Annotated in this window: 30 protein-coding genes; 17 read left to right on the top strand and 13 right to left on the bottom strand. The window is 57.3% G+C overall.

Annotated features, from left to right (window positions below; genetic code table 11):
* The first annotated feature begins 2 nt into the window (after positions 1 to 2).
* The 5 genes from H0484_RS13335 (at position 3) to H0484_RS13315 (ending at position 4,646) form a co-directional block, all read left to right on the top strand.
* On the top strand, positions 3 to 1,928 hold the full coding sequence (locus tag H0484_RS13335; RefSeq protein ID WP_226955134.1) for an iron-containing redox enzyme family protein: 1,926 nt from the start codon (positions 3 to 5) through the stop codon (positions 1,926 to 1,928).
* On the top strand, positions 1,925 to 2,839 hold the full coding sequence (locus H0484_RS13330; protein ID WP_226955133.1) for a DUF6999 family protein: 915 nt from the start codon (positions 1,925 to 1,927) through the stop codon (positions 2,837 to 2,839). Before H0484_RS13335 ends, H0484_RS13330 begins: the two co-directional genes overlap by 4 nt.
* Positions 2,836 to 3,099, top strand: a complete 264-nt coding sequence (locus tag H0484_RS13325; protein WP_226955132.1) for a DUF2789 domain-containing protein — start codon at positions 2,836 to 2,838, stop codon at positions 3,097 to 3,099. The genes H0484_RS13330 and H0484_RS13325 overlap by 4 nt, the downstream gene beginning before the upstream one ends.
* Before the next feature lie 94 nt (positions 3,100 to 3,193).
* The gene (gene frmR, locus H0484_RS13320) at positions 3,194 to 3,469 is read left to right on the top strand and encodes a formaldehyde-responsive transcriptional repressor FrmR (RefSeq protein WP_226955131.1); all 276 of its coding nucleotides are present in this window, start codon (positions 3,194 to 3,196) and stop codon (positions 3,467 to 3,469) included.
* A 64-nt stretch (positions 3,470 to 3,533) separates the two neighbouring features.
* The gene (locus H0484_RS13315; protein ID WP_226955130.1) at positions 3,534 to 4,646 is read left to right on the top strand and encodes an S-(hydroxymethyl)glutathione dehydrogenase/class III alcohol dehydrogenase; all 1,113 of its coding nucleotides are present in this window, start codon (positions 3,534 to 3,536) and stop codon (positions 4,644 to 4,646) included.
* Between the two features lie 37 nt (positions 4,647 to 4,683).
* Here H0484_RS13315 and H0484_RS13310 read toward each other — a convergent pair whose 3' ends face one another.
* From H0484_RS13310 to H0484_RS13300, 3 genes are all read right to left on the bottom strand, one after another.
* Complete coding sequence (locus tag H0484_RS13310; protein ID WP_226955129.1) at positions 4,684 to 5,001, bottom strand: hypothetical protein; 318 nt, start codon at positions 4,999 to 5,001, stop codon at positions 4,684 to 4,686.
* 115 nt (positions 5,002 to 5,116) lie between these two features.
* Positions 5,117 to 5,380, bottom strand: coding sequence for a translation initiation factor IF-1 (gene infA / locus H0484_RS13305; RefSeq protein ID WP_226955128.1), 264 nt, complete (start codon positions 5,378 to 5,380; stop codon positions 5,117 to 5,119).
* Between the two features lie 9 nt (positions 5,381 to 5,389).
* Positions 5,390 to 5,632, bottom strand: coding sequence for a hypothetical protein (locus H0484_RS13300; RefSeq protein ID WP_226955127.1), 243 nt, complete (start codon positions 5,630 to 5,632; stop codon positions 5,390 to 5,392).
* Between the two features lie 318 nt (positions 5,633 to 5,950).
* Here H0484_RS13300 and H0484_RS13295 point away from each other — a divergent pair, with 318 nt between their 5' ends.
* Entirely contained in the window at positions 5,951 to 6,085 is a 135-nt protein-coding gene (locus tag H0484_RS13295) for an entericidin A/B family lipoprotein (protein WP_226955126.1), read from the top strand.
* A gap of 55 nt (positions 6,086 to 6,140) precedes the next feature.
* Here H0484_RS13295 and H0484_RS13290 read toward each other — a convergent pair whose 3' ends face one another.
* The 3 genes from H0484_RS13290 to crcB form a co-directional block, all read right to left on the bottom strand.
* Positions 6,141 to 6,506 (bottom strand): EF-hand domain-containing protein, encoded by a 366-nt coding sequence (locus H0484_RS13290; RefSeq protein ID WP_226955125.1) that lies wholly within the window; start codon positions 6,504 to 6,506, stop codon positions 6,141 to 6,143.
* A 14-nt stretch (positions 6,507 to 6,520) separates the two neighbouring features.
* Positions 6,521 to 6,772: a hypothetical protein gene (locus H0484_RS13285; RefSeq protein WP_226955124.1), complete on the bottom strand. Its 252-nt coding sequence runs from the start codon at positions 6,770 to 6,772 to the stop codon at positions 6,521 to 6,523.
* A 130-nt stretch (positions 6,773 to 6,902) separates the two neighbouring features.
* Entirely contained in the window at positions 6,903 to 7,286 is a 384-nt protein-coding gene (gene crcB, locus H0484_RS13280; RefSeq protein WP_226955123.1) for a fluoride efflux transporter CrcB, read from the bottom strand.
* Between the two features lie 151 nt (positions 7,287 to 7,437).
* Here crcB and H0484_RS13275 point away from each other — a divergent pair, with 151 nt between their 5' ends.
* Complete coding sequence (locus H0484_RS13275; protein WP_226955122.1) at positions 7,438 to 8,160, top strand: TorF family putative porin; 723 nt, start codon at positions 7,438 to 7,440, stop codon at positions 8,158 to 8,160.
* Between the two features lie 57 nt (positions 8,161 to 8,217).
* Here H0484_RS13275 and H0484_RS13270 read toward each other — a convergent pair whose 3' ends face one another.
* Genes H0484_RS13270 through H0484_RS13260 form a run of 3 tightly spaced genes read right to left on the bottom strand, consistent with a single transcriptional unit; the run spans position 8,218 to position 10,908 of the window.
* Positions 8,218 to 9,030, bottom strand: a complete 813-nt coding sequence (locus H0484_RS13270) for an SDR family oxidoreductase (RefSeq protein WP_226955121.1) — start codon at positions 9,028 to 9,030, stop codon at positions 8,218 to 8,220.
* Positions 9,031 to 9,056: 26 nt separating this feature from the next.
* Positions 9,057 to 9,590, bottom strand: coding sequence for an aromatic-ring-hydroxylating dioxygenase subunit beta (locus tag H0484_RS13265; protein ID WP_226955120.1), 534 nt, complete (start codon positions 9,588 to 9,590; stop codon positions 9,057 to 9,059).
* Positions 9,580 to 10,908, bottom strand: coding sequence for an aromatic ring-hydroxylating dioxygenase subunit alpha (locus tag H0484_RS13260; RefSeq protein ID WP_226955119.1), 1,329 nt, complete (start codon positions 10,906 to 10,908; stop codon positions 9,580 to 9,582). Before H0484_RS13260 ends, H0484_RS13265 begins: the two co-directional genes overlap by 11 nt.
* Positions 10,909 to 11,159: 251 nt before the next feature.
* Between H0484_RS13260 and H0484_RS13255 the strand changes: the two genes are divergently transcribed.
* Genes H0484_RS13255 through H0484_RS13240 form a run of 4 tightly spaced genes read left to right on the top strand, consistent with a single transcriptional unit; the run spans position 11,160 to position 14,543 of the window.
* Positions 11,160 to 12,080, top strand: coding sequence for a branched-chain amino acid ABC transporter permease (locus H0484_RS13255; RefSeq protein WP_226955118.1), 921 nt, complete (start codon positions 11,160 to 11,162; stop codon positions 12,078 to 12,080).
* A 5-nt stretch (positions 12,081 to 12,085) separates the two neighbouring features.
* Entirely contained in the window at positions 12,086 to 13,078 is a 993-nt protein-coding gene (locus H0484_RS13250) for a branched-chain amino acid ABC transporter permease (protein WP_226955117.1), read from the top strand.
* On the top strand, positions 13,075 to 13,833 hold the full coding sequence (locus H0484_RS13245; protein WP_226955116.1) for an ABC transporter ATP-binding protein: 759 nt from the start codon (positions 13,075 to 13,077) through the stop codon (positions 13,831 to 13,833). Before H0484_RS13250 ends, H0484_RS13245 begins: the two co-directional genes overlap by 4 nt.
* Positions 13,830 to 14,543 carry an ABC transporter ATP-binding protein gene (locus H0484_RS13240; RefSeq protein WP_226955115.1) on the top strand — a complete coding sequence of 238 codons (714 nt, stop codon included), beginning with the start codon at positions 13,830 to 13,832 and terminating at the stop codon, positions 14,541 to 14,543. The genes H0484_RS13245 and H0484_RS13240 overlap by 4 nt, the downstream gene beginning before the upstream one ends.
* Positions 14,544 to 14,576: 33 nt before the next feature.
* On the opposite strand, the gene H0484_RS13235 is transcribed toward H0484_RS13240, so the two are convergent.
* Positions 14,577 to 15,161, bottom strand: coding sequence for a cysteine hydrolase (locus H0484_RS13235; protein WP_226955114.1), 585 nt, complete (start codon positions 15,159 to 15,161; stop codon positions 14,577 to 14,579).
* Between the two features lie 223 nt (positions 15,162 to 15,384).
* Between H0484_RS13235 and H0484_RS13230 the strand changes: the two genes are divergently transcribed.
* From H0484_RS13230 to H0484_RS13220, 3 genes are all read left to right on the top strand, one after another.
* Positions 15,385 to 16,572: an ABC transporter substrate-binding protein gene (locus tag H0484_RS13230; protein WP_226955113.1), complete on the top strand. Its 1,188-nt coding sequence runs from the start codon at positions 15,385 to 15,387 to the stop codon at positions 16,570 to 16,572.
* Between the two features lie 23 nt (positions 16,573 to 16,595).
* Positions 16,596 to 17,579, top strand: a complete 984-nt coding sequence (locus H0484_RS13225) for a PDR/VanB family oxidoreductase (protein ID WP_226955112.1) — start codon at positions 16,596 to 16,598, stop codon at positions 17,577 to 17,579.
* A 61-nt stretch (positions 17,580 to 17,640) separates the two neighbouring features.
* On the top strand, positions 17,641 to 18,723 hold the full coding sequence (locus H0484_RS13220) for an AraC family transcriptional regulator (RefSeq protein ID WP_226955111.1): 1,083 nt from the start codon (positions 17,641 to 17,643) through the stop codon (positions 18,721 to 18,723).
* Between the two features lie 33 nt (positions 18,724 to 18,756).
* Here the strand turns inward: H0484_RS13220 and queF are convergent, their stop codons facing one another.
* Together queF and H0484_RS13210 are read right to left on the bottom strand one after the other, a co-directional pair.
* Positions 18,757 to 19,218: a preQ(1) synthase gene (queF, locus tag H0484_RS15200; RefSeq protein ID WP_255645203.1), complete on the bottom strand. Its 462-nt coding sequence runs from the start codon at positions 19,216 to 19,218 to the stop codon at positions 18,757 to 18,759.
* A gap of 45 nt (positions 19,219 to 19,263) precedes the next feature.
* The gene (locus H0484_RS13210) at positions 19,264 to 19,833 is read right to left on the bottom strand and encodes a VUT family protein (protein ID WP_226955110.1); all 570 of its coding nucleotides are present in this window, start codon (positions 19,831 to 19,833) and stop codon (positions 19,264 to 19,266) included.
* Between the two features lie 278 nt (positions 19,834 to 20,111).
* Between H0484_RS13210 and H0484_RS13205 the strand changes: the two genes are divergently transcribed.
* From H0484_RS13205 to H0484_RS13195, 3 genes are all read left to right on the top strand, one after another.
* Positions 20,112 to 20,492, top strand: a complete 381-nt coding sequence (locus H0484_RS13205; RefSeq protein ID WP_226955109.1) for a YchJ family protein — start codon at positions 20,112 to 20,114, stop codon at positions 20,490 to 20,492.
* Positions 20,493 to 20,605: 113 nt separating this feature from the next.
* Positions 20,606 to 20,797, top strand: coding sequence for a hypothetical protein (locus H0484_RS13200; protein ID WP_226955108.1), 192 nt, complete (start codon positions 20,606 to 20,608; stop codon positions 20,795 to 20,797).
* Positions 20,781 to 21,413, top strand: a complete 633-nt coding sequence (locus tag H0484_RS13195) for a Fic/DOC family protein (protein WP_226955107.1) — start codon at positions 20,781 to 20,783, stop codon at positions 21,411 to 21,413. Before H0484_RS13200 ends, H0484_RS13195 begins: the two co-directional genes overlap by 17 nt.
* 124 nt (positions 21,414 to 21,537) lie before the next feature.
* Here H0484_RS13195 and H0484_RS13190 read toward each other — a convergent pair whose 3' ends face one another.
* Positions 21,538 to 22,890 carry an MFS transporter gene (locus H0484_RS13190; protein WP_226955106.1) on the bottom strand — a complete coding sequence of 451 codons (1,353 nt, stop codon included), beginning with the start codon at positions 22,888 to 22,890 and terminating at the stop codon, positions 21,538 to 21,540.
* Between the last annotated feature and the right edge of the window lie 22 nt (positions 22,891 to 22,912).

The raw sequence follows: 22,912 nt of genomic DNA, 5'->3' as shown, positions 1-22,912 counted from the left end.
CCATGCCTATCGCCTTTGAGCGCGTCTACCTGAAAAGCGCCGGCTACCATCTGCCTGGCGAACCTGTCGATAACACTGCCATGGACGCCTTCATCGCACCGCTGAATCGCCTGTCCAGCCGAATCAAACAAAGGATTCTGGCTGAAAACGGCATCAAGCAGCGCTATTACGCAGTTGATGAGCAAGGCAACACGACACTTAGCAATGCGGCCATGGCGGCGCACGCCATACGTAGTTGCTTGGAGCAAGGCGGCCTGGACATCGGACAAGTGTCTATGCTGGCGAGCGGCTCGTCAGGGGCGGATGCGCTCATGCCGGGCTTTGCCAACATGATTCAAGGCGAACTGGCAGCGCCCCCAATGGAAACGGTGTCGGTTCACGGCATTTGTGCCGCTGGCGTCGGTGCCATACAGTCTGTCGCGCAGGGCATTGAATTAGGTGGCCACACCCTAGGGCTGGCGGTAGCCAGCGAGATGCCCTCCCGGCTTTTCAAACGCTCTCGGTTTGCAGCGCGCAACTACGAAGCAGACTTCGATGCGCATTTTTTGCGTTGGATGCTCTCGGACGGTGCGGGCGCTGTCACACTGGGAAATCGAGAAGCGCCCGGCGACATGCTGCCAGGCTTGCGCGTACGTTTACGTTGGATTCACCAAAAGTCGTTTTCCGGTGACTACCCTGTTTGCATGCAACTAGGCCTGACACAAGATCGCAAACGCAGCCACCTGGATTACCCCTCGTGGGCAGAAGCCGAAGCGGACGGCGCCTTATCATTGCGCCAAGACATACGCCTGCTGCCGCACCTGTTCGACATCGGCATACACGAGTTTGCTCAACTGGTACGCGAGAAATGGGTGGACCCCAGCCGCGTCCGCCACTTTCTGTGCCATTACTCGTCGGAAAAATTCATGCCTGTGGTCGAGGACTTGCTGGACAAGGCTGGCCTGTCTATACCCAAGCCTTACTGGTTCAGCAATTTATCTTGGCGAGGCAATACCGGCGCCGCATCCATCATGATCATGTTGGCCGAGTTTCTACAGACCCGCAGCGTAAAGGCCGGCGATCAGATACTTTGCTATGTACCAGAGTCCGGCCGTTTCACCACCACTTATATGCTGCTAGAGGTAGAAGACGATTCCTCCCCTAGCGCCTTGCCTGCTGATCGTCTGGGCCCGGTGCAGGAAACCCTCTCGACAAGCTCTACTTCGTATGCCGATACCATCGCCCCACCACATGACCCGGCGCACGCGCCTCAGGGCCTGGGGCCGCTGCTAACAGAACTTGCCGCAATTTGGCACGACTACCGTTCACGCGTATGGCGTACCCCACTAGTGCATACGCTTAGAGAAGGGCACTTTCATACGCAAGACTACATCCGCTGGATGTCGAACTGGATACCGCAAGTGCGCGAGGGCGCCAAATGGATGCGTGAAGCCACCGCGTCGCTCTCTGATACCTACGCCCCGCTTGCCGCACTGATCAACCTGCATGCAGGCGAAGAACAAGATGACTTCAACATCCTGTTCAAAGACTATCAGCAAGCGGGAGGCACGGCAGCCCGCGTGGAAGACCTGCAACGCAACCCAGGTGGCGAAGCCCTGAACGCCTATTTGCACGCCCTGGCCGCCACACGTGACCCCATAGGCTTGCTGGGTGCCATTTACATCATCGAAGGAACGGGTCAACGCATAGTGCCTGCCCTGCTACCCCTTTTAAAAGCCAGCCTGCCACTGCCGCCCGATGCGTTCAGATTCTTGGAATACCATGGGCACAATGACGAAAATCACTTGGCTCGCTGGCTGACTGCGGTGGGCCTGGCGCTGGAATGCGACGACCAACAGCGAGCGGAACGCGCCATCATGGACACAGCCCGACGCACCGCCGCGCTTTACCTGATGCAATTTCAATATGTCAAAGAGTACGACGCATGAGCAAACCCGCTGCTGATTTTCGTTATGACCATCACGACCCGGAAGACCCTAGCCCATGGCTGGCCTTATATCTGGATCGCAGCACGCCGCTTCCCGATCATGTCAAAACAGCATGGTTACAAGACTCTAGCTCGAAATCACGCCAGTACCTGCTCCCTTTCCTGCGCCCGCTGTGCCGAGCGCTGATCATTGTCATACAGGTCGTCAAGACCTTGATGCCAAAACGCTGGTCGCACTCGACGCTGCTGCATCGCTTACTGGTCTGGGGCTTGAAACGCTACGTCAGCCCTCAGGCCAACTGGCTGATTTTGCGGCATTTTCACCTAGGTTCGCAGATACTGGCTTTTATTGCCGCCAACTCCCCGGTTCCTATCGACACGTCACCACTGACGCCGGCCAATATTGACGAACTGAAAGATCATGTCTTTGTGAAACATGACATCAACCTCTTCAACTTTGTGATTCGTTTGAACCAGGCTCTGCGAGAGGCGGGCCAAGAAATGCAAGCCCCGCAGTCTGTGGATTTTTCCATGCTGGAAGAGCCCCCACTGGCCCTGCAAGAGATGCCCCAAGGGCGCGCCAACGTGGTAGACCTGCAAAGCGCCATAGAATTTTTTACACCGGTTTATCAGTTACTACTGACAGACAACGACTTCTGGCGCGCCGCAAACTCTTTGCAGTTGGACGAAACCATAGGCATCTATACTGCGCAGATTCTGCAGGCCCCTCAGCATCTGATCCTGCTGAATAACAAGCATCCACTTGTGCCCATGTCGACTTTGCGCGCAGGGTATAGACTCGTATTACACGGGCTCTCTACCGAGATGCTGCATGCCCTGCTGATGCGAATGAAGGCAGAATCCCTCAAACAATCCCGCGAGCATTCCCCCACAGAAAGGAGGCACCCATGAATACCATCCCTACTATCCCCACCATGTCTACCCTTTTCTTGCAACTGGGCCTAGATGCCGATGACAAGTCCATTGCCGAATTCATAGGCAAACACCAGTTGCCGACCGACGTCAGGATCTCCGAAGCACCGTATTGGAATGAAGGTCAGCGCCAGTTCATTGCGGAAAAACTGGCCATAGACGGTGAGTGGACGACGATCATCGATCAGCTCAACGAATCCTTGCATGAAGACGCGGTCAAGCGCAGCTTGGAAGAGTAATAGGCCAGAATGGGGGTTATCCCCAAAGCATTCGACTTGTACTCCCCGGGGGTATTTTTATATACTCCCTGGTAGTATTCTCATCGAGACAGGTATGCCCCATTCTCCAGAAGAAAAGAAACGTGTGCTGGCCCGCGTGCGGCGAGTGCGCGGTCAAATAGACGCGCTGGAGCGCGCGCTTGAAGAAGGGACTGACTGCGGCCCCATCTTGCAGCAAATCGCTGCCGTCCGTGGCGGCATCAACGGCTTGATGGCCGGTGTCCTTGAAAGCCACTTACGCGAAACTTTCATTTCCATCGAACAAGATGGAGCTCCACCTTCCGAATCCGTCGATGACATTGTCTCGCTGATCCGTTCTTATCTTCGTTAAAGCTTTGCGGCGGCACTCAAACCGACCGCCCACCAACCCTTACTTTTCATCCACAAGGACTGTCATGAAATCTCGTGCTGCCGTAGCCTTCGAAGCAGGCAAACCCCTGCAAATCGTCGAGATCGACGTCGAACCACCCCGCAAGGGCGAAGTTCTGGTCAAAATCACCCACACCGGTGTGTGCCATACCGACGCTTTCACGCTGTCGGGTGCCGACCCTGAAGGGGTGTTTCCCGCCGTGTTGGGTCATGAAGGCGCCGGTATCGTCGTCGAAGTCGGCGAAGGCGTCACCAGCCTGAAGCCGGGCGACCATGTGATCCCTCTTTATACGGCTGAATGCGGCGAGTGCTTGTTCTGCAAATCGGGCAAGACCAACCTGTGCGTTGCCGTGCGCGCCACGCAGGGCAAAGGCCTGATGCCTGACGGCACCACGCGCTTCAGCTACAACGGCCAGCCCATTTACCACTACATGGGCTGCTCGACGTTCAGCGAATACACCGTTGTCGCCGAAGTCTCGCTGGCCAAGGTGAACCCCGATGCCAACCCCGAACAAGTCTGCCTGCTGGGCTGCGGCGTTACCACGGGTCTGGGTGCTGTGAAGAACACCGCCAAGGTGCAAGAGGGCGACAGCGTGGCAGTGTTCGGCTTGGGCGGCATCGGCTTGGCTGTCATACAAGGTGCCAAGCTGGCCAAGGCCGGTCGCATCATCGCCATTGACACCAACCCCGGCAAATTCGATTTGGCTCGCACCTTTGGTGCCACCGACTGCATCAACCCCAAAGATTACGACCAGCCTATCCAGCAAGTCATCGTCGAAATGACGGGTTGGGGCGTAGACCACAGCTTTGAATGCATCGGCAACGTCAACGTCATGCGCGCTGCACTTGAGTGTGCGCATCGCGGCTGGGGCCAAAGTGTTGTCATCGGTGTAGCCGGTGCCGGACAAGAGATCAGCACCCGCCCCTTCCAACTGGTTACCGGGCGCAAGTGGCTGGGCACGGCTTTTGGTGGCGTTAAAGGTCGCAGCGAATTGCCTGGCATGGTCGAAGACGCCATGAGCGGCAAGATTCAACTCGAGCCCTTCGTCACGCACACCATGCCGCTGACTGAAATCAACGAGGCTTTCGACCTGATGCACGAAGGTAAGTCGATCCGTTCAGTGATCAACTTCGCCTAAGTGCTTACGCGCCGGCCCTGCAAAGGGGTCGGCGCACTTAGCCTTGCGCCGAAACCGCAGCCGTCTGCTCTACGGGCCTACGATCCGTCAATACCGACTTGCTCGTTTTTTCGGGCTCCCAGACTTCGTCGCGGCGGCAACTGGCCAAACGCCGGATCTCGCGTTTACCGACCTCAGTAAGCGTAGCAATATTGGGTACCGGACGACCAGTCATGGCCACTGTTGTCTGGGGCATCGCTTTGAGCAAGCCCGCTGCTTCCAGAGTGGAAAAAATAGTCGCCCTGCGATGCCACAGTACCTGCCGCAACCGCACCTGCTCCAGAACTTCCCAAACTTGTCCGTTCAATAACACCATGTGTTGTGCCTCCGAGATTCGTTACTCACAACGTAATCGATAAGCCAAAAAAAACCTGGCGACGGTACAAAGACCGAAACCAGGCTCTTGATTGATCACATGATCAAGTCTTACTTTAGCGCCGATTCTGGCGCACCGGACCACTACTGGGCCCGCGTTCTTTTAAGTGGCGGAAAGTAATACGCCCTTTTGTCAGATCATAGGGCGACAACTCGAGCGACACATCGTCACCCGCCAAAATACGAATGTGGTGCTTGCGCATCTTGCCGCCCGTGTAGGCGATCAAGGCGTGCCCATTTTGCAGGGTGACGCGAAAACGTGAATCAGGCAGCACTTCGTCAACAATACCGCGCATCTCTAACAGTTCTTCTTTTGCCATACGGCCTCCTTAGTCAAATTGTTTCACACGCATGTCCCGCGACTGGACTTTGATGTAATCGAGCGCCTGCCCCGTGGCGTATTGGGCAGCCTCGGCAGCGGAGTCGAAAAGCGGGGTGAATCGCATCAGGCGATCATGCGAGGTATTAAGCCGACCGCTGCGTATAGAAACCGAAGCAGTGAAATGGCCTTGGAGGTCGCGACGGACCAACGGTGAAACCAGGTATTTTCCAACCTGTAGGGGTAAATACAAGAGTGATTCCTTTGATGCCGACTTTAAAGCGAGGGGTAAAAGCGGCGATTCAATTGCGGGTAGCGCACAGTGCGCTACGGTGAGCGAACTTTGTCAGGCGACTGGCAGGCGGGTGTAGCCGCACAAGCCACGATAGAGAAAGTACTAGGCTGATGCGGGTATGACACCACGGCACATCAACTTTATTCAGTATACCATGTTGCATGGCACAAGCCTAGCAGAAAATCCTACGCTTATGCCGCGACACTAAGGGGAGAAACTCAGGTATTCTTTTCGGGTACATCAACACCCCCCATTAGGGGACATTAGGAGATACCAATGAAAAAAGCTTCCTGGCTGCTTGCCGCTGTTTCACTGCTGATGACCGGCCTGCTAGCCGGATGCCATACCGTTGAGGGCTTCGGCAAAGACGTTGAACGCGGCGGCGAGTCGATTCAGAACGCTGCAAAGTAAAAAACTGCCGCGTTCTGGAAGACCAAGGCACGCCCCTAAAAAGGGCGTGCTTTTTTTATGGGTGCTGGAGTTGGCCGTCGCCGTTACGGTCGTGGCGGCTGAAGTCGCTCATGACTTGAGTCATGAACTCTTCGCGGCTGATTTGACCGTCCTTATTGGTGTCTACGCTGCTGATTTGCTCGGGCGTTAACACGGTGATGGCTTCTGTCTGAGTAAGTACGCCATTACCATCCGTATCAATCTTGGTAAAAGCACCTTCCATGAACGTTTGGTATTCGGCCCGGCTGACGCTGCCACTTTTATCGGTATCCAGTTGCTCGAAGTGCTCTTGGGTCATCATTTGAGCACCGCCCTCTTGGGCGAAGGCCAAGACAGGCGCCGAAAGCGCCAGGGCGATGGTAAGTGGTAAGTATTTCTTCATGGCTTGGTACTCCTTCAATCGCAGCCCATTCTGTTGCCAAGATAACCACCCCCGCCGATGCCGACTGCCGTTGCAACGGTGTTTCCTCTGCCCCCACCAATGGCGCTACCTAACAGGCCGCCCACGATGGCGCCCCCGACAGTGCCGGCTATGCAGTTGAACTCGGAATTACTGGAGCCATGCTGCTTGCCTGAACCATAAGGAGACTGGCAGGCGGCCAAGGCCCCCATGCCGATCAAGGCAATGACGATACGTGCTTTCACCATGGTTAGTTCCGCCTTTGCCCAATAAGGGCTGATGTGGTGTCTTTTTGGAAAGGTGTGGAGAAACCGCACCGGATTTGCAGCGCCTTTACAGTGGCGCCTAGCAATAATCATACCGTCTTTTCTTTGCTTATTACGGGCTACGCAACCATACCGTCGTGGCAATTCCCGCAGCGGTCATGGCTAAGGAGCCAAATAGATGCAAGGCGACACCGCCCAGGGCTAAAAAATAATGGCCACGCTGCAATAACGCAAGGATCTCGACCGAGAACGTCGAAAAGGTGGAGAGCCCGCCGCAGAAGCCCGTAATGATCAGCAAACGCCACTCTGGGGACAAAGCCGGCGCACTCATCAACCACGCCACGGCCAGCCCCACGATATAGCCGGCGATCAGGTTCGAGACCAAAGTACCAGGCGGGAGCTGAACCCACAGACCGTTGAGCTTTTGACTGAGCCCCCAGCGCAACAATCCGCCGGCTGCGGAACCTGCCGCAACCGCAAGAATGGGTTTCCACATTTCTATCGTCCTTAACGACATTGGTTTTTCCCCACTATAAACCTATGAAACGGAAAAATTTGCGGCGTCGCAGCACAAATCAGTAGACTGTATACAGAATATTATAAATAATTAGGTATTGGCAACCCGCCATGTATCCAGGAGAAAGTTCATGTCCAGCAAAGTCGCGTGCCTCAAACCACTTTCCACCTTCCGTCGCGTCGCTAGCTGCGGTGCGGCAAGCCTGCTTTTTGGCTTGGCCCCTCAAGCTCATGCGGAATTCAGCGGCAATGCCACCTTGACCACCAACTACATGTGGCGTGGCGTTTCACAATCCGATCGCAAGCCCGCCGTTCAAGCCGGTTTGCAATACAGCCATGAAAGCGGTCTATACGCCTCGGTTTGGGGCTCTAGCGTGAAGTTTGTGCCGGACAACGGGGCCCGCACCGAATTCAACTTTGTGGCGGGTTGGAGCGGCAACATTGCCCCAGACTGGGCGCTGGACGTTTACGGCCTGCGTTACCAATACCCCGCAGCCGATGACGATCTGAACTGGAACGAAATCAACGCCAGCCTGACATGGCGCGAAAACTACTGGCTGGCCATCGCGCACTCTACCAATGCCATGGGCAGCGGTTACCGAGGCACTTACCTGCAATTGGGCGCACGTTATCCGCTGAACGATCAATTCAGCCTGGAGGGCTCGGTATCACGATATTTTCTTGAAAAAGCCTATGGCGACAGCTATACCCATGGTTCGGTAGGCGTCAGCTGGGCGTTTCAAGCCCCTTTCGAAGCACGGCTTACCTATCATGTCAGCGATGCGAAAGCCAAGCGCATGTTTCCTGGCTTGGCGGGCTCAAGAGTCGAGTTCGCTATTTCGGCAGCCTTCTGAAGACGCGACACAGCATGGGCTTCAGGGTGTGCCGCCCCATGCTGTGTGCTTGATCGCTTAGTCGGCGCCCAGGCGGGCAAACCATTCGCGTGGCGAAATGCCTTGATCGGGCCCCAACATGGAGAACCCGCCATCCACGGGCACATCGACACCGGTCATCCACGAGGCGGCGTCGCTGGCCAAAAACGCGACGACTTGACCTATCTCTTCGCCTCGACCGACACGCCCCAGGGGATGAAAATGCGCCCCCACTTTGTCGGCTCGTTCGATTGAACCGCCGCTCATACGCTCAGTAGAGGGCGACCATGTCCAGGCCGGTGATACCGCCAGCACACGGATGCCGGCAGGCGCCAGCGTTACCGCAAAGTTGCGGGTGATTTGCAGCATGGCCGCCTTGGAGGCCGGGTAAATAGCCCGCCCTGCTGCGCCGAACTTGCCGCCCGTACTGCCCATATTAATCACTACGCCCCCACGCGGCATGTGCGCAGTGGCTTTCTGGGTGAAGATGGCGGCGGAAACAAGATTGACGTTCAGCGTTTGAAACCACAACTCGCGCGAGGAAGCCAAGCCTTCGTCGGCGTAACTGCAGGCATTGTTGACCAATAGGTCTATGCTGCCAAAACGACTGACCGTGAAATCTACGCATGCGTCTATGGCGTCATCGCTGGTGACGTCGGTTTCATGAAACACCGCACCCTTGCCTATGCCATCGGCAACGGCCTGGCCGGCTTCACGGCCTCTTCCCACCAAGACAACGTTGGCACCTTGCCCCGCCAATACTGCGGCAATGTCGGCGCCCAGCCCCTGCGAGGCGCCCGTGACAATGGCGGTCTTACCTTGCAAGCTGCTTGCGCATGCGCTCTTATCCAATCCGTTTCTCCTGGAGGCCTGGACGTTCAAATGTGCATATCCAGCATGCCCAGCACGCCTTCACAGTTGGTCAGGTTGACCCGTTTCAACTGTATGGCCCACCCGCCTTGCTCGGTCGCAGCCAGCTTGTGGAACACGCTGGCGCCAAAGTAGCGCGTGTCCAGGCGGGTTTCAACCAGGTGCAGGCAAGAACGCACGATGATGTGGCCGGCTGCGTCCGCACCTTCTATGCTGATATTGCCGATCAAGCGATTGCCCCGCGTGACGGGCTGTTGCGACCAATTTCGTGGGTGCATCAAGCGCCGTACACGCACTTCGCGTAGCAAGGCATCTTCCCAAAACAAAGAAACGTGCTCGAAGGGGTTCTCTTGCCCGTGAATGCGAGGTACCCAGTAACGCCCATCCGGGGTCCACAAGGCCAACCATTCGTCCAGTCGGCGCTCATCCAAGAGCCTGGCCTCGTGGAACAGAAACTGCTGAATGCCCTGCACGGTCTCGAAAGACAACTCCGGGCTGGAAACAGCCTCAACGGAATGATCGAAAGTACGGTCAAGCAACATGTTTTTTCTCCTGGTTCCAATCAGTCAGCATGTACTGTTTCCATGCGGCAAACTGGTTGCGCATCGGTAACTCGCTGGTGCCGTTTGTCGACACCATGCCCTCGGGCGTCTGTTTATCGGTGCCACCATAACGGTGATGACTGACCCATTCGCCCCCTGCTGTCAGGTTGCCCTGCTGGCAACGCCGGTATAGCTCGACGTCGTCGGGCATGACGTTCGAAGAAGGCGAATTGATCAAGTTGGTATAGGTGAGTGCTCGATCAAAAACAGCCTCCGGCGCACCTTTCAGACGGAAAGTCTGGATTTCGATGAGCGTGCGGTCTGGCGCTATGGGCCGTATCACGCGAAATTGCTGAAACACCGTGTGCGGTGAACCGCTACCGTAAATGACCGTGTTGTGGCGGTTCATACCCAGAATTTCACGCGCTTTCTCTTCGCCATGCACTTTGGCAAGCGACTCGAAGTGCACACGCGACACGGGGTCGCGAGTGGCGGCGGTCGGGTCAAAAATGGCCTCCATATAGCCATGGCCGTATGGATACGCACACAGCTCAAGCTTTTCCCAAAACTCGTAGGGTTCGCCATTGCCGTCCATGATCAGCAGCTCGAACGGCATCTCGCCGCGCTCGGCAGCCTCTTCGCGGGCCGCCATAAACGACGATTCGTGCGTGATGGGCGCGTGCATGGTGTCATGCAGGTTTTCGTAGAAGACCTTCCAGTTTGACTGTTGCATCACCTGGAACACCCCACCCACGACTTCGACCTCGCCTTCCGGCGAGCGATCACACAGGTTGTCGATGGAACCTGCCGCACCGCCCAAGAAGGTAACGAGGTCAGGGCCGCCTTCGGATTGGCTGGCAAATACGAAACCACGGTAGGAGTCGACACGAGCCAGCGGCCTCATCGAGAACATGGGATCGTCTTTATTGAAAGCCGTGCCTTCCATGCCGCCACGCAAGGGCACCGACAGCAAGCTGCCGTCCAGCTTGAACGTCCAGGCATGGTAGGGACAGCGCAGAAACTTGCCTACATTGCCGTCGCCAAGCGGCACCAATTGGGCCCCCTTGTGCGGGCAACGGTTGTACACCACGTTGACCTTGCCGTCGCTGCCACGCAGCATCAGAACGTCTTGGTCACCAATACGTGTGGTGTGGTAGTCGCCAGGTTTTTTAACTTGGCTTTCATGACCCACGTAGATCCAGGCCTGCCCATAGATGCGCTGCATTTCCAACGCAAAAATCTCAGGGTCGGTATAAATGCTTTTATGAACCCGGTCGGGCTGAACCAACTGGGCAATTTCCGAATTGTTGATGCTCATGGAATCCTCCGTATGCGGGCTGCAATGACGCCGCTTTCGAGGCACTGTAATACGCAGTCCAAAGCCGCAATAGCCAATACTGGCAGGGCTTGTCCGCTATTGGCAGGCACCTGGCGCCCGCCTTCGGCTTTACCCTGATTTCTGCTGGATTCGGATAACGCTGCGGGCCTGGATGCCTATTTCGGATAGCCGCGCTGGTCAATATCCACAAGAATTGGGCCGCGACATCTCTTCGGGCAGCAAACATCTTCATGACTACCCTTTCCCTACTTGAACAGCTCATGAACGGCATAGGCTTCGGCCTGGTCCTCTTTCTTATGGCGGCTGGGCTGACCATCGTCTTCGGCGTCATGGACACCATGAACTTGGCGCACGGTACGCTGTTCATGCTGGGCGCCTATTTCGCGGCTACCGCGTACCGCGTGCTGGAATCCTTTCCACTGGCTTTGCTGTGCGCGGTCATCCTTACCATGATCGCCGGCGCGCTGCTGGAAATGAGCCTGATACGCCGCCTGTACAAGCGCAGTCATATGAACCAGGTCGTCGCAACCTTCGGCGTTATCCTGATTTGCAATGACGTCGTGAAGTACTTCTGGGGGCCTACGCCACTGTTTGCGGCAACGCCGCCTTCGCTCAGCGGCCCCGTCACCTTGTTCGGTGCCTTCGAGTACCCGGCCTTCCGTCTGTTGATCATCGCCGTGGGCATCGCCTTGGCCATCGCGCTGTATTTCATGATGGCGCATACCCGCTTGGGCATGCTGGTGCGGGCCGGTGCGTCCAACCGCGAAATGACCCAGCTCATGGGGATACGCGTGCGTCGCGTCTTTACCAGTATTGCCATCTTGGGCGCTGCCTTGGCGGGCATAGGCGGGGCCATGATGGGCCCGATTACCTCGGTGCAGACCGGCATGGGCGAAGCCGTGCTGATTCCCGCCTTGGTCATCATTGTCATAGGCGGCATAGGCTCGATACGTGGCGCTTTCATTGCAGCGCTGCTGGTGGGCATCGTCGATACCGCCGGTAGAGCTTTCATTCCTGCTCTGCTCAGCAAGCTTGCCTCTCCTGTGATCGCGGCAGACGTCGGGCCTGCCCTGGCCAGCGTACTCATGTACCTGTTGATGATAGGTGTGCTGTGCTTCAAGCCTGCCGGCCTGTTTCCCGCCCGAGGCTGAACCCCATGACACAGGCATCCATGATTTCCCCTGCTCGCTTGGCGCCCTTCATTTTTCTGGGTGCGCTGTTTGCTTTTCCTTTTGTGGCTGAGCCACTAGGTCTGGATTACTACACCGGATTCGTCATGCGGCTGATGATCGCCATGATGATCGCCACCAGCCTGAATTTTTTGGCAGGCTACGGCGGCATGATTGCGCTTGGCCACGCCGGCTTCATTGGTATAGGTTCCTACGCCATGGTGGCGCTGGTCGAGGCCGGCATAGAGTCGGTTTGGCTGCTGTGGGTCGGCGCCACGCTGATAACCGCCATCGCCGCCTGCCTTATCGGCTTGGTCGTGCTGCGTACGCGCGGCATGTACTTCTTGATGATTACCTTGGCATTTGCCGAGATGGTGTACTACATCGCCGTTTCACTGCGCATGTACGGGGGCGACGATGGCTATATTCTGGCCACACCACTGCAATTTGGCTTCGGCGCCGATTCAGGCGATGTCAACATGCTGTATGGCGTTGTGCTGGCCGTGTTCGTGCTAAGCCTGTGGCTGTTTTTCAGCATGATCGAATCACGTTTCGGCAAGGCTATTATCGGCATACGCGACAACGAGGTGCGCATGCGTGCCTTGGGCTACCCCACTACCCGGCTGCGCTTGCAGGCCTTCGTTATGTGCTCTGCCTGGGCCGGCCTGGGCGGCGCCATGATGATGACGCAAAACGGTTTCATCAGCCCAACCACTATTCAGTGGACCCATTCCGCCGAGCTGTTGGTGGTGGTGGCTTTAGGCGGCATGGGCTATCGCTGGGGAGCAGTAATAGGCGCCGGCCTTTGGGGGCTGATGGTAGAGTTTTTGCCCCAATACACCGAATACTGGCATTGGCCCATGGGTGTACTTGTCATCGCCATTATCTTGTTCGCCCCCCATGGTTTGTCGGCACTGTTTTCCAGCAAACCTGAAGACAAGAACGGCACGCTGTTTACCTTGCTTCGGAGGCAGGCATGAGAAAAACGCTTTTCAGCGCCACCGGGCTGGTCAAGCAGTTCCACGAGTTGCGCGCAACCGACAATGTCGATATTGACGTCAAGCCTAACGAAGTGCACGCCCTGATCGGCCCTAATGGCGCAGGCAAAAGCACCTTGGTCAATCTGCTGTCCGGGCTATTGCCCGTAGACGCCGGTCGCATTGTGCTGGATGGCCGCGACATTACCAGCCTGAGCGCGCATCAGCGGGTACGCGCGGGGCTATCGCGCTGCTTTCAGGTCACGAATCTGTTCAAGCAGTCCAGCACGCTGGACAACCTGCGCTTGGCCATTCAGGCACACGAGGGCAATAACTTTCGCCTGTTCGGCAAACGCGACGCCGAGCAAGCACTGACCACCCAAGCCATAGCATTGGGTGCTCGCGTCGGCCTGGTGGGTGACGCCGTGCTACAGGCGCCTGCAGGCAGTCTGCCGCACGGGGCGCAACGACAACTGGATATTGCCTTGGCGCTGGCCGCACGCCCCAAAGTGCTGCTGCTGGATGAACCCATGGCGGGCATGGGCCCCGACGAGTCGGCCCGCACCGTCGAACTGATACGCAAGCTGCGCCAGGACATGGCTGTCCTGCTTATAGAACACGACATGGACGCCGTGTTTCAACTGGCCGACCGCATCTCGGTGCTGGTTTACGGCAAAGTCCTTGCCACTGGCACGGTAGAGCAAATACGCAGCAACCCGCGCGTCCAGGAAGTCTATCTCGGTACGGAAACTGCATGACCACGCGCCTGCTTACCTGTGAAAATCTCTCGGCCGGCTACGGCGCCAGCCAAGTTCTGTTCGGTCTGGATTTTGCCATTGATGAGGGCGAGGTGATCGGCCTGCTGGGCCGCAATGGCATGGGCAAGAGCACGACCATCAAAAACATGGTGGGCGTGCTCAAGCCCTTTGACGGCACCTTGACATGGCAGGGCCACAAGCTAAATACGATGGCCCCTGACGCTATCGCCAGGCTGGGTCTGGCCGTTGTACCCGAAGGGCGTCAATGCTTTCCCAACCTGACGGTACGCGAGCACTTGGTCGCTTTTTCCAGCCGGCGCAACGGCAACAGCACACCCTGGACACTGAAACGCATTTACGAGCTGTTTCCACGCCTGGCGGAACGCAGCCGCCATCTGGGTAGTCAACTGTCTGGGGGCGAGCAGCAGATGCTGGCCATAGGCCGCGCCCTGTCGACCAACCCTAAACTGCTGATTCTGGATGAGGCGACCGAAGGCCTGGCACCGCTTATCCGGGAAGAAATCTGGCGTTGCCTGGGCCTGCTTAAACGTGAAGGCCAAACCACGCTGGTGGTAGACAAATACGTAGACAAGCTGGTGCAAATCGCCGACCGCCATCTGATACTTGAGCGCGGCAAACTGGTTTGGAGCGGCACTTCTGCCGCCCTGGACGCAGACCGCAGCCTGTGGGTGCGGTATATGGGGGTTTAGGCGCTATAACGGGGGGTGCTCAGCCCCGCGCTTTTACAAGCGCCAGGCGCTTTCCACATTGGCAACCTCGGCAACCAAGGCCAGGCTGCGTAAAGCAGCGTCGTGGAATTCAGCCGAGCCCGCCGCACAAGCATCGGCGGCAATGGTGACCTCGTAACCTCGGTCTACCGCTTCACGCACAGTGTGTTCGACGACAGAGTGGGTAGCCACACCCGCGATAATCAGATGGCTGATCTGGCGGATGCGCAAAAGGTTATCCAGGCAGGTGCCCGCAAACGCACTGATGCGCTGGTGGGTCACGACGAATTCGTCGCTGTTCTGCTGGGGTTGCAGCTCAGTCAGAAACTCAGCGCCCCATTCCCCCTCTTTGACGGCGCCCAGTTCTATGGTGCGGCGAAAAATAGGGGTGTTGGCCGGACAATCGGCGTAATCAGGGCGAAACGCAATGCGCACGTGGTAAATCGGCAAGCGTCGCTGTCTGGCGCCTGCCAATAAGCGGGTGGCGCCGTCGATGACGCGTGCGCGCACCGCTTCGTCATCCACACCGACGCGAATGCGCCCTTCCGGATGCAGCACTTCGTTCTGGTAATGCAAGGCCAATACGGCGGTTTTGTGCATGGCTTACCTCATGTGTATGCGTCGATTCTGGTGACGGCGAGTCTACGCAGCGCCGGTCAGGCCCGCTATCCGAAAAACGCGCCAAAGCGCCGGGCGGTACAGGCCGCCTGCTAAAAACGGATAGGCGGCGGGGATGCTCTGCCGATTGCGGATATTGCACCGTAGCGGCTTTCCCTAGACTTGATCACATTCCTCAACCCATACTCACCCCCGGGGGTACAGCATGAAACCATCCAACTTGGCATGTACGCTGGCCGCAGCGACCCTGCTAATGGCCGCCCCAGCGGCTCATAGCGCCGAAGAGCTCAAGATCGGCTTTCTGACCACGCTGTCGGGCCCGGGCGCCGGCACCGGCCAGGACATCCGCGACGCCTTCAATCTGGCCATCAAGATGAACGACGGCAAGCTGGGTGGCCTGCCCGTCAAGATGACCATCACCGACGACCAGACCAACCCCGTGAGCGCACGCCAGACCGTTGAGCGCTATATCAAGCGCGACAAGGTGGACGTGGTAACGGGCATGGTGTTTTCCAGCGTTGTACTGCCGGTGCTGCCTACCGTTCTTGAAAACGACACGGTTTTCATCAGCACCAACACCGGCCCAGCCGATTACGCAGGCGCCAAATGCGACCCCAACTTCTTTGTGGTGTCTTGGCAGAACGAGGACATCCCGCAAGCCATGGGGGCTTTTGCCAACGAACGCGGTTACAAGCGCGTCGCGATGATCGCCCCCAACTATCCGGGTGGCCGTGAGTCGCTGTTTGGCTTCAAGCGCCAATACAAAGGCGAAATCGTTGAAGAAATCTATACCAAGATGAACCAACTGGACTACTCGCCCGAGATCGGTACCATCCGTGCCTCAAAACCCGACGCCGTGTTTTATTTCTTGCCGGGCGGCATGGGCATCAACTTCGTCAAGCAGTACAACGCCGCGGGCATGCAAAAAGACGCGCCGTTGCTGACACCGGGCTTTACCGCCGATGTTGAAAACATCCAGGCACTGGGCAAAGATCTTCTAGGCGCCTATAACTCTTCGCAGTGGGCCGACGACCTGCCCAACGAGGCCAACAAGAAATTTGTCGCCGCCTTCCAGGAAGAATATGGTCGTCTGCCCAGCATGTACGCTTCGCAAGGCTATGACGCCGCCATGCTGATCGATGGTGCTGTCCGAGACGTGAAGGGCAAAGTCGAAGACCGCGAAGCTTTCCGCAAAGCCCTGGCTCAAGCCAACTTTGAGTCTGTGCGCGGCCCTTTCCGTTTCAACAACAATCACTACCCCATCCACGACATTCACATGCGCCAGATCGTCGAGGATGAAAATGGCAAACTGCGCAACAAGTTGGTCGGCACCGTCATGAAAGACCTGCACGACCCCTTCGCCCAGGAATGCCCCATGAAACTACCCTCCTGAGCCGTACCCAGAGAAACTGAAGCATGAACGCCGCACAAGATATCCTGTCCTTACGTTTGGTCTCGGCCCGGATGCTGACACCCGAGATCCGCGAACTACGCCTGGAATCAGCCAGCGGCGAAGCGCTACCCGGCTTCGAGCCGGGAGCGCACATCTGCGTAAAAGTCACACTGCCCGACGGCAGCAGCGCTTGGCGCGAGTATTCTTTGATTCATCTAGAGGCCACAGACTCGCCCTCCTCCTACACGATTGCGGTCAGGCGCGAAGAAACAGGCCGAGGCGGCTCGCGCTTCGTGCACGAAGCGCTGCAAACGGGCCAGATCATTGAAGTGCGCGCACCACGCAATCAGTTTCCCCTGGATGAATCCTCCTCCCGCGCTGTCTTGCTGGCGGGGGGCATAGGGGTAACCCCCTTGGCCAGCATGGCGGCTTCATGCCTACAACGTCAACGCCCCGTGCTTATGCATTATGCGGGCCGCAGCCGCACCGGCATGGCTTTGATGAGCGAGCTGGAAACCCTGTTGGACACCAATCTGCATGTGCATGCCGACGACGAGCAAGGCCGGCCTTTTGACGTTGCAGCCTTGTTCAAAAACGAACTGCGCGAGGGCGATCACCTGTATTTCTGCGGTCCCTTGCCGCTCATCGATGCGGTTATTGCGCAAGCAGATCAACACAACTGGCCTCGCAGCCACCTGCATTTCGAATTATTCAACGCCCCGCCCGCCGAAGAAGGCGACCAGGCTTTCGAGGTTGAAATCGCCAGCACGGGGCAAGTCCTGCAGGTGCCAGGGGATAAAAGCATACTGGACGTGCTGAACGATGCCGGCCTGGACCCTTTATACGATTGCAACCGCGGAGAATGCGGGGTGTGCGCCACAGGCGTGCTTTCGGGCGAGATCGATCATCGCGACTACATCCTTACCGAACGCGAGAAACAGGCGGGCAACATCATGCACCCGTGTGTATCGCGCTGCAAAGGCCCCCGCCTGGTATTGGATCTCTAAGCGCCTGGCCGCGCTGCGGGAACTCCCTGATAGCCATACGCGCCATTCACCCCTACAGTGAATGGCGCGGCCTTTGCCTTTGCGCCGTAACGTATCCATCTTCATCCTGGAGAACCTTTCCGTGCAGTCTCTGGCCAAGCTGGATGTGTCCAAGCTTTATGACAATCTGATTTTCCAATCCGAATCGGCCTACGAAGTCCGTACGCGGCTTAGCGGCGTGCTCAGCGAACACGATCTTGCGCTGGGCCAAGGCGCAGTCAATACCGCCCTTTTTGAATGCCGCCTCAACGACATCAGCATCATGAAGCTCACTTATGGTGCCGAAGTCGCAGTCAAGGCGGCGCCGTTCGATGGTTTTTCCCTGATTCAAACGCCCCTGCGGGGCGGCTTTGACGTCGACACAGGCTGTGGCCGGCACAGCTTCGCGCCCGGCGACGTGGCCATTCTCTCGCCGCGCAGCGATATCGGCATCCATTGGCAGCAAAACAGCGAACAGGTCATTGTCAAAATTCCGCACCACTTGCTGCGGCGCCACAACAACTGCGAAACCTCTTCCTGTAGTACCGCCGGGTTTCAGGCCCCGGCATTCAAACTCGAACCCGGCCTAACCTCGTTATGGTGTTCCTTGGTTCAACAGGCCATAGATCTTTCCAACGGCTACGGCAATAGCCGGCTCAGCCGCGAATGGCTAGACCATTTCGAACGCAGTCTGGTGTTGTTCCTTTTAACCCACCAAGATGGCCAAGAGCCCGTCATCGATTGTGACGCATGCCCCGCGCAGCCCATCAATCCGCCGTCCCGCGCGGCTATCGCACCGCTCGAGCGCATGGAGTCTTATATCCATCAACGCTTGTGCGCCCCCATTTCTCTCGTCGATCTGGCCAATGCGGCAGGCCTCAGCCCGCGTTCGCTTAATGTTTTATGTCATCGTTATCATGGGGTTTCGCCCATGGTTTTGCTGCGCAACATCCGTCTGGACGAAGTCCGCCGCAAGCTTCAGTCGCGCCCCGACGCCAATGTCACCACCATTGCGCTAGACCACGGTTTTGGCCATCTGGGCCGATTCTCCGCCTATTACCGCGAACGGTTCGGCGAGTTGCCGCGCGATACCAGCGCGGCAAGAAGCTATCGCGCCTGTGCTTAAGCACACAGGCCAGCCTACGCAGATTCAGCTAGTTCAACCGCGCCCGCGATAAGGCGCAACCCCCGTATCGGGCAGCCATATACCCTCAGGTGCGGCCCCCGTCTGCCAAAAGACGTCTATGGGTATGCCGCCACGCGGGTACCAATAGCCTGCAATGCGCAACCAGCGCGGCTCTAACAACGATGCCAGGCGCTTGCCTATGCCGACGGTGCAATCCTCATGAAACGCACCATGATTACGGAACGACGTCAGATAAAGCTTGAGCGATTTAGACTCTACCAACCAATCCTGGGGCACGTAGTCGATAACCAGGTGGGCAAAGTCGGGCTGCCCGGTTACCGGGCACAAAGACGTAAATTCGGGCGCCGTAAAGCGGGCCACATAGGCGGTGTCGGGATGGGGATTAGGGACTCTTTCCAGTTGGGCGTTGTCCGGGTCGGTAGGAATACCGACATCGCGACCCAGCTGAGTCAGGGAAGAAGCATCGGAAGTCATGGCAGGCTCCACTACAAAAAATAAAAACGGGAGTAAGCGTTACGCTTAGGCAGGCTGCATGCCCAAGGCATCGTCGCGGCGGCGCAGCCAGGCAATAATCGGGATGGCCAGCAACACCATCCAGCTTTTACCCACTATCTGGCCCCACATATAGTCTAAGCCGCCAAACGCCAGGCTCAGAAAAATCACGGTGTCGACAAACAGACCCACCACGCTGGAAGCGACTACGGCCAACACCAAGCGGCGCCGTTGCAGCGGCGTGTAAACCAGCAAATCCGCCAACTCCGAGAAAAGAAAGGCGCAAACCGAGGCAAAAACCAGTGCAGGTGGGGCGACCCACCACGACAGCACGCCACCCAATACGATGGCGACCACTGACCAGGACACCCCCAGACGCCGCTGTACCAAGTCTCGCAGTACCAAGGCCAGGCCAGCCATCAGCACTGCGCTGGGTGCCATCAAGCCAGGCGCGACGGGAATCAGACACGGCCCTCCCGGCGGGCATACCACCCCAATATGGTGGATCATCCAGTTAGCCAGCGGTACACAAAGGGTAAAAGCGAGCAAGAAGGCATAGCCTTCGACGCGGCGACGCGAGTCGAGCGAAAGCGACATGGCACACAACTCCGGGCGAACAGACAGCACAAGTCTGGGCGCAGAACAAGTGAAAAGGAAGGTAGAGGCCGCCTGCCACGACAAGCGGCTGGCAACGGGCGGGCCAAGACGGGCAGGTTGAAACCTGAGCCTGAGCCAACGCCACGCGCCATTATATCGGCAGGAGCGCCGCATCCGTTACACCAGTAGACCCCAGAGGCTCTGCCGCAGTGGATTACCCAAGTGAACCACGCCATGTATCATGCCAAGCGTCACGACTTTCTCAAGACCCCCAACCCATGAATTGCCCTTGCCAAAGCGGTCAGTCTTACGATCGTTGTTGCGGCCCCTGGCATGAGGGCCCCTTGCATCTGCAGGCCCCCACCGCTGTCGCCCTCATGCGCTCGCGCTACTCGGCCTTTGTTCTGGACAGACTGGATTACTTGCTGGACACCTGGCACTTAAGCACTCGACCGAGCAAGCTGGAACCCAATCCACCTGGCCTGAAATGGCTGGGCCTGCAGATCAAAACACACGATCAAACGGACGATAACCATGCACGGGTGGAATTCGTTGCCCGCAGTCGCCTGCATGGAAGGGCACACAGACTGCATGAAGTCAGCCGGTTCGAGCGTGTGAATGGTGTTTGGCAGTATGTGGCCGGTGAGTTTATCGATTAGCTTAATCATCCAAACGCCGCGCCACCATCTGCCGCACACCTACCACAGAACCAGCCATTATCCTTTTAAATCAAATGCTTCTGGTTTATAATTGATAGGTTAAAGGGGGCAGCATGGATAATTGGGCAATTGATTTGCAATTGCAGGTTCGTAACGTCGTAGGTTCACTTCGCATCGAGGGCCTAGAGCTCGACACCACAGCGCGGCAATGTTTGTCGGCCCTGCAAAGCCAGGCGCTCAGCACCGAGCAGGCCATCGAGCTCTTCAAGCGCTCGATACACGTTACCCATGAAGTACAGCGCTAATGCAGACAGCTACACTCATGCCGAAAGCGGTGTATTAAAAAACCGCTTCAATCTGTACGACGCCCACGAATTGGCCCGAGTCGAATCGGGCCTTTTTGCGTTAAGGGCAGCCCAACTCGCACTTAAACCCATCGGGGGCCACTTTGATCTTGCCCATCTGCAGGCCATCCATAAACATTTATTTGGCGACGTGTATGAATGGGCGGGCGAGCTACGCAGCGTGGATATTTCCAAAGGTACAACCCGCTTCGCACATCATGCACGCATAGCGCCCCAGGCTGCACTGCTCTCGCAGGCCTTTCAGGCCGAGCACGAACTACGTGGCTTGGCGATAGCCCCATTTTGCAAACGCGCCGCACACTATTTAGCCGAATGGAATGTGCTGCACCCATTCCGCGAGGGAAACGGTCGCAGCATGCGAGAAATGTTTGGTTTGCTCGCCCACGCTTGCGGCTATCACATCAGCTGGCATCAGATTGCGCCCGAGCGCTTTTTAGCGGCGATGATCCAGTCGTACCATGGCGATGAAACACTGTTGGCCGACTTGCTGCACGCCAATACCCAGACGCGCGACACCGCACGTTCTATGCTGGTGAACCAGCCAGGCCATACTTAGCCTGACTCGGGGAACAGCAAGCCACCAAGCTAATAGACGCCCACTTTTACGCTGCGATAAATAGAACGGCGCCCCCCCAATGCGGGGAGCCGCCGTCAAGCAGAAGGCCGAAGGCTTTACAGACTTAGCTAGCCTTGCGCGCCAAGTTACGGGGCGTAAGAGGCTTGATGTGGCGATTGATCCAGAGCGCCAACAGCGTGCAAGCCGCCCCTGACAACAGGTAGCCGCTAACGGCAACCAAGCCGAAGCGCACGGAAAGATCCAACACAAGCAGAGGCGCAAAAGCCGCTCCAAACAGCCAAGCCAAATCCGAGGTAAGCGCAGCCCCCGTGTAGCGGTAACGTGGCAGGAACTTGGCTGTTACCGTACCGGTGGATTGGCCGTAAGAAAGACCCAGCAAGGCAAAGCCTAACAAGATGAAGGCGTCTTGGCCGAACTCGCCGCCACTCAGCATGCGAGGCGCAAACAGACCAAACACAGCAATCAACAATGCCAGCGCAGCCAAGGTGGTGCGACGACCGAAGTAATCGGCAATGACGCCCGACAGTATCGTACCGATAATGGCCAAGCCCGCGCCTATGATCTGTATGGTGAGTACCTGCGGGATTTCCTGAGAGGCTTCGAGCGCTATCCAGGAAAGCGGGAAGATAGTGACCAGATGAAAGAGCGCGTAGCTTGCCAGCGCAGCAAAAGCACCAATGAACAGGTTGTAGCCTTGGCTGCCCAGCATCTCAAGTGTGCCTATGGGCTCTAGGGCACGCTCATCAAGCAGCTGCGTGTATTCTTCGGTGGCTACCAAGCGCAGGCGGGCAAACAAGGCCACAATGTTGATGGCCATGGCCGCAAAGAAGGGAAAGCGCCATCCCCAGCTAAGAAAATCTTCGGTGCTGAGGTTGAGATGCAGGTACAGAAACAAGCCAGCCGCAACCATGAACCCTATGGGGGCCCCCAGTTGCCCAAGCATGGCGTACCAACCCCTACGCCCCTTGGGTGCATTGAGCGCCAGCAAGGAAGGCAGTCCGTCCCAAGAGCCGCCAAATGCCAGGCCCTGCAGTACCCGGAAAAAAGCCAGCAAGACGATGGCGAACACCCCCATGGACTGGAAGGTGGGCAAAAAGGCGATACCCGCTGTGGCGGTGCCCAAAAGAAACAGCGCAACCGTCAGTTTGGTGCCACGCCCCCAATGGCGCTGTATGGCCATGAACAGCGACGTACCAAAAGGCCTGGCTATAAAGGCCAGAGAAAAAATGGCAAAAGCGTACAATGTGCCCGTAAGCGGATCGACAAACGGAAAGAACAGCGCTGGAAACACCAGCACTGAGGCCAAGCCGTACACAAAGAAATCGAAGTACTCGGAAGCTCGTCCGATGATGACGCCGACAGCGATTTCGCTGGGGGCGACGGGGACAGGATCAATGGACCCGTGCGTCGATGGCACGGTAGACGAGTAGCCAGTCTGGGCCAATGTGGGTGACATAGGGTCTCCTTATGCAAAAAAT

It is taken from the genome of Mesopusillimonas faecipullorum, assembly GCF_020539505.1.
Classification (GTDB): Bacteria; Pseudomonadota; Gammaproteobacteria; order Burkholderiales; family Burkholderiaceae_B; genus Mesopusillimonas; species Mesopusillimonas faecipullorum.
Note: the sequence above shows the minus strand (reverse complement) of the source record. Positions and strands in the feature narration are given on the sequence as shown.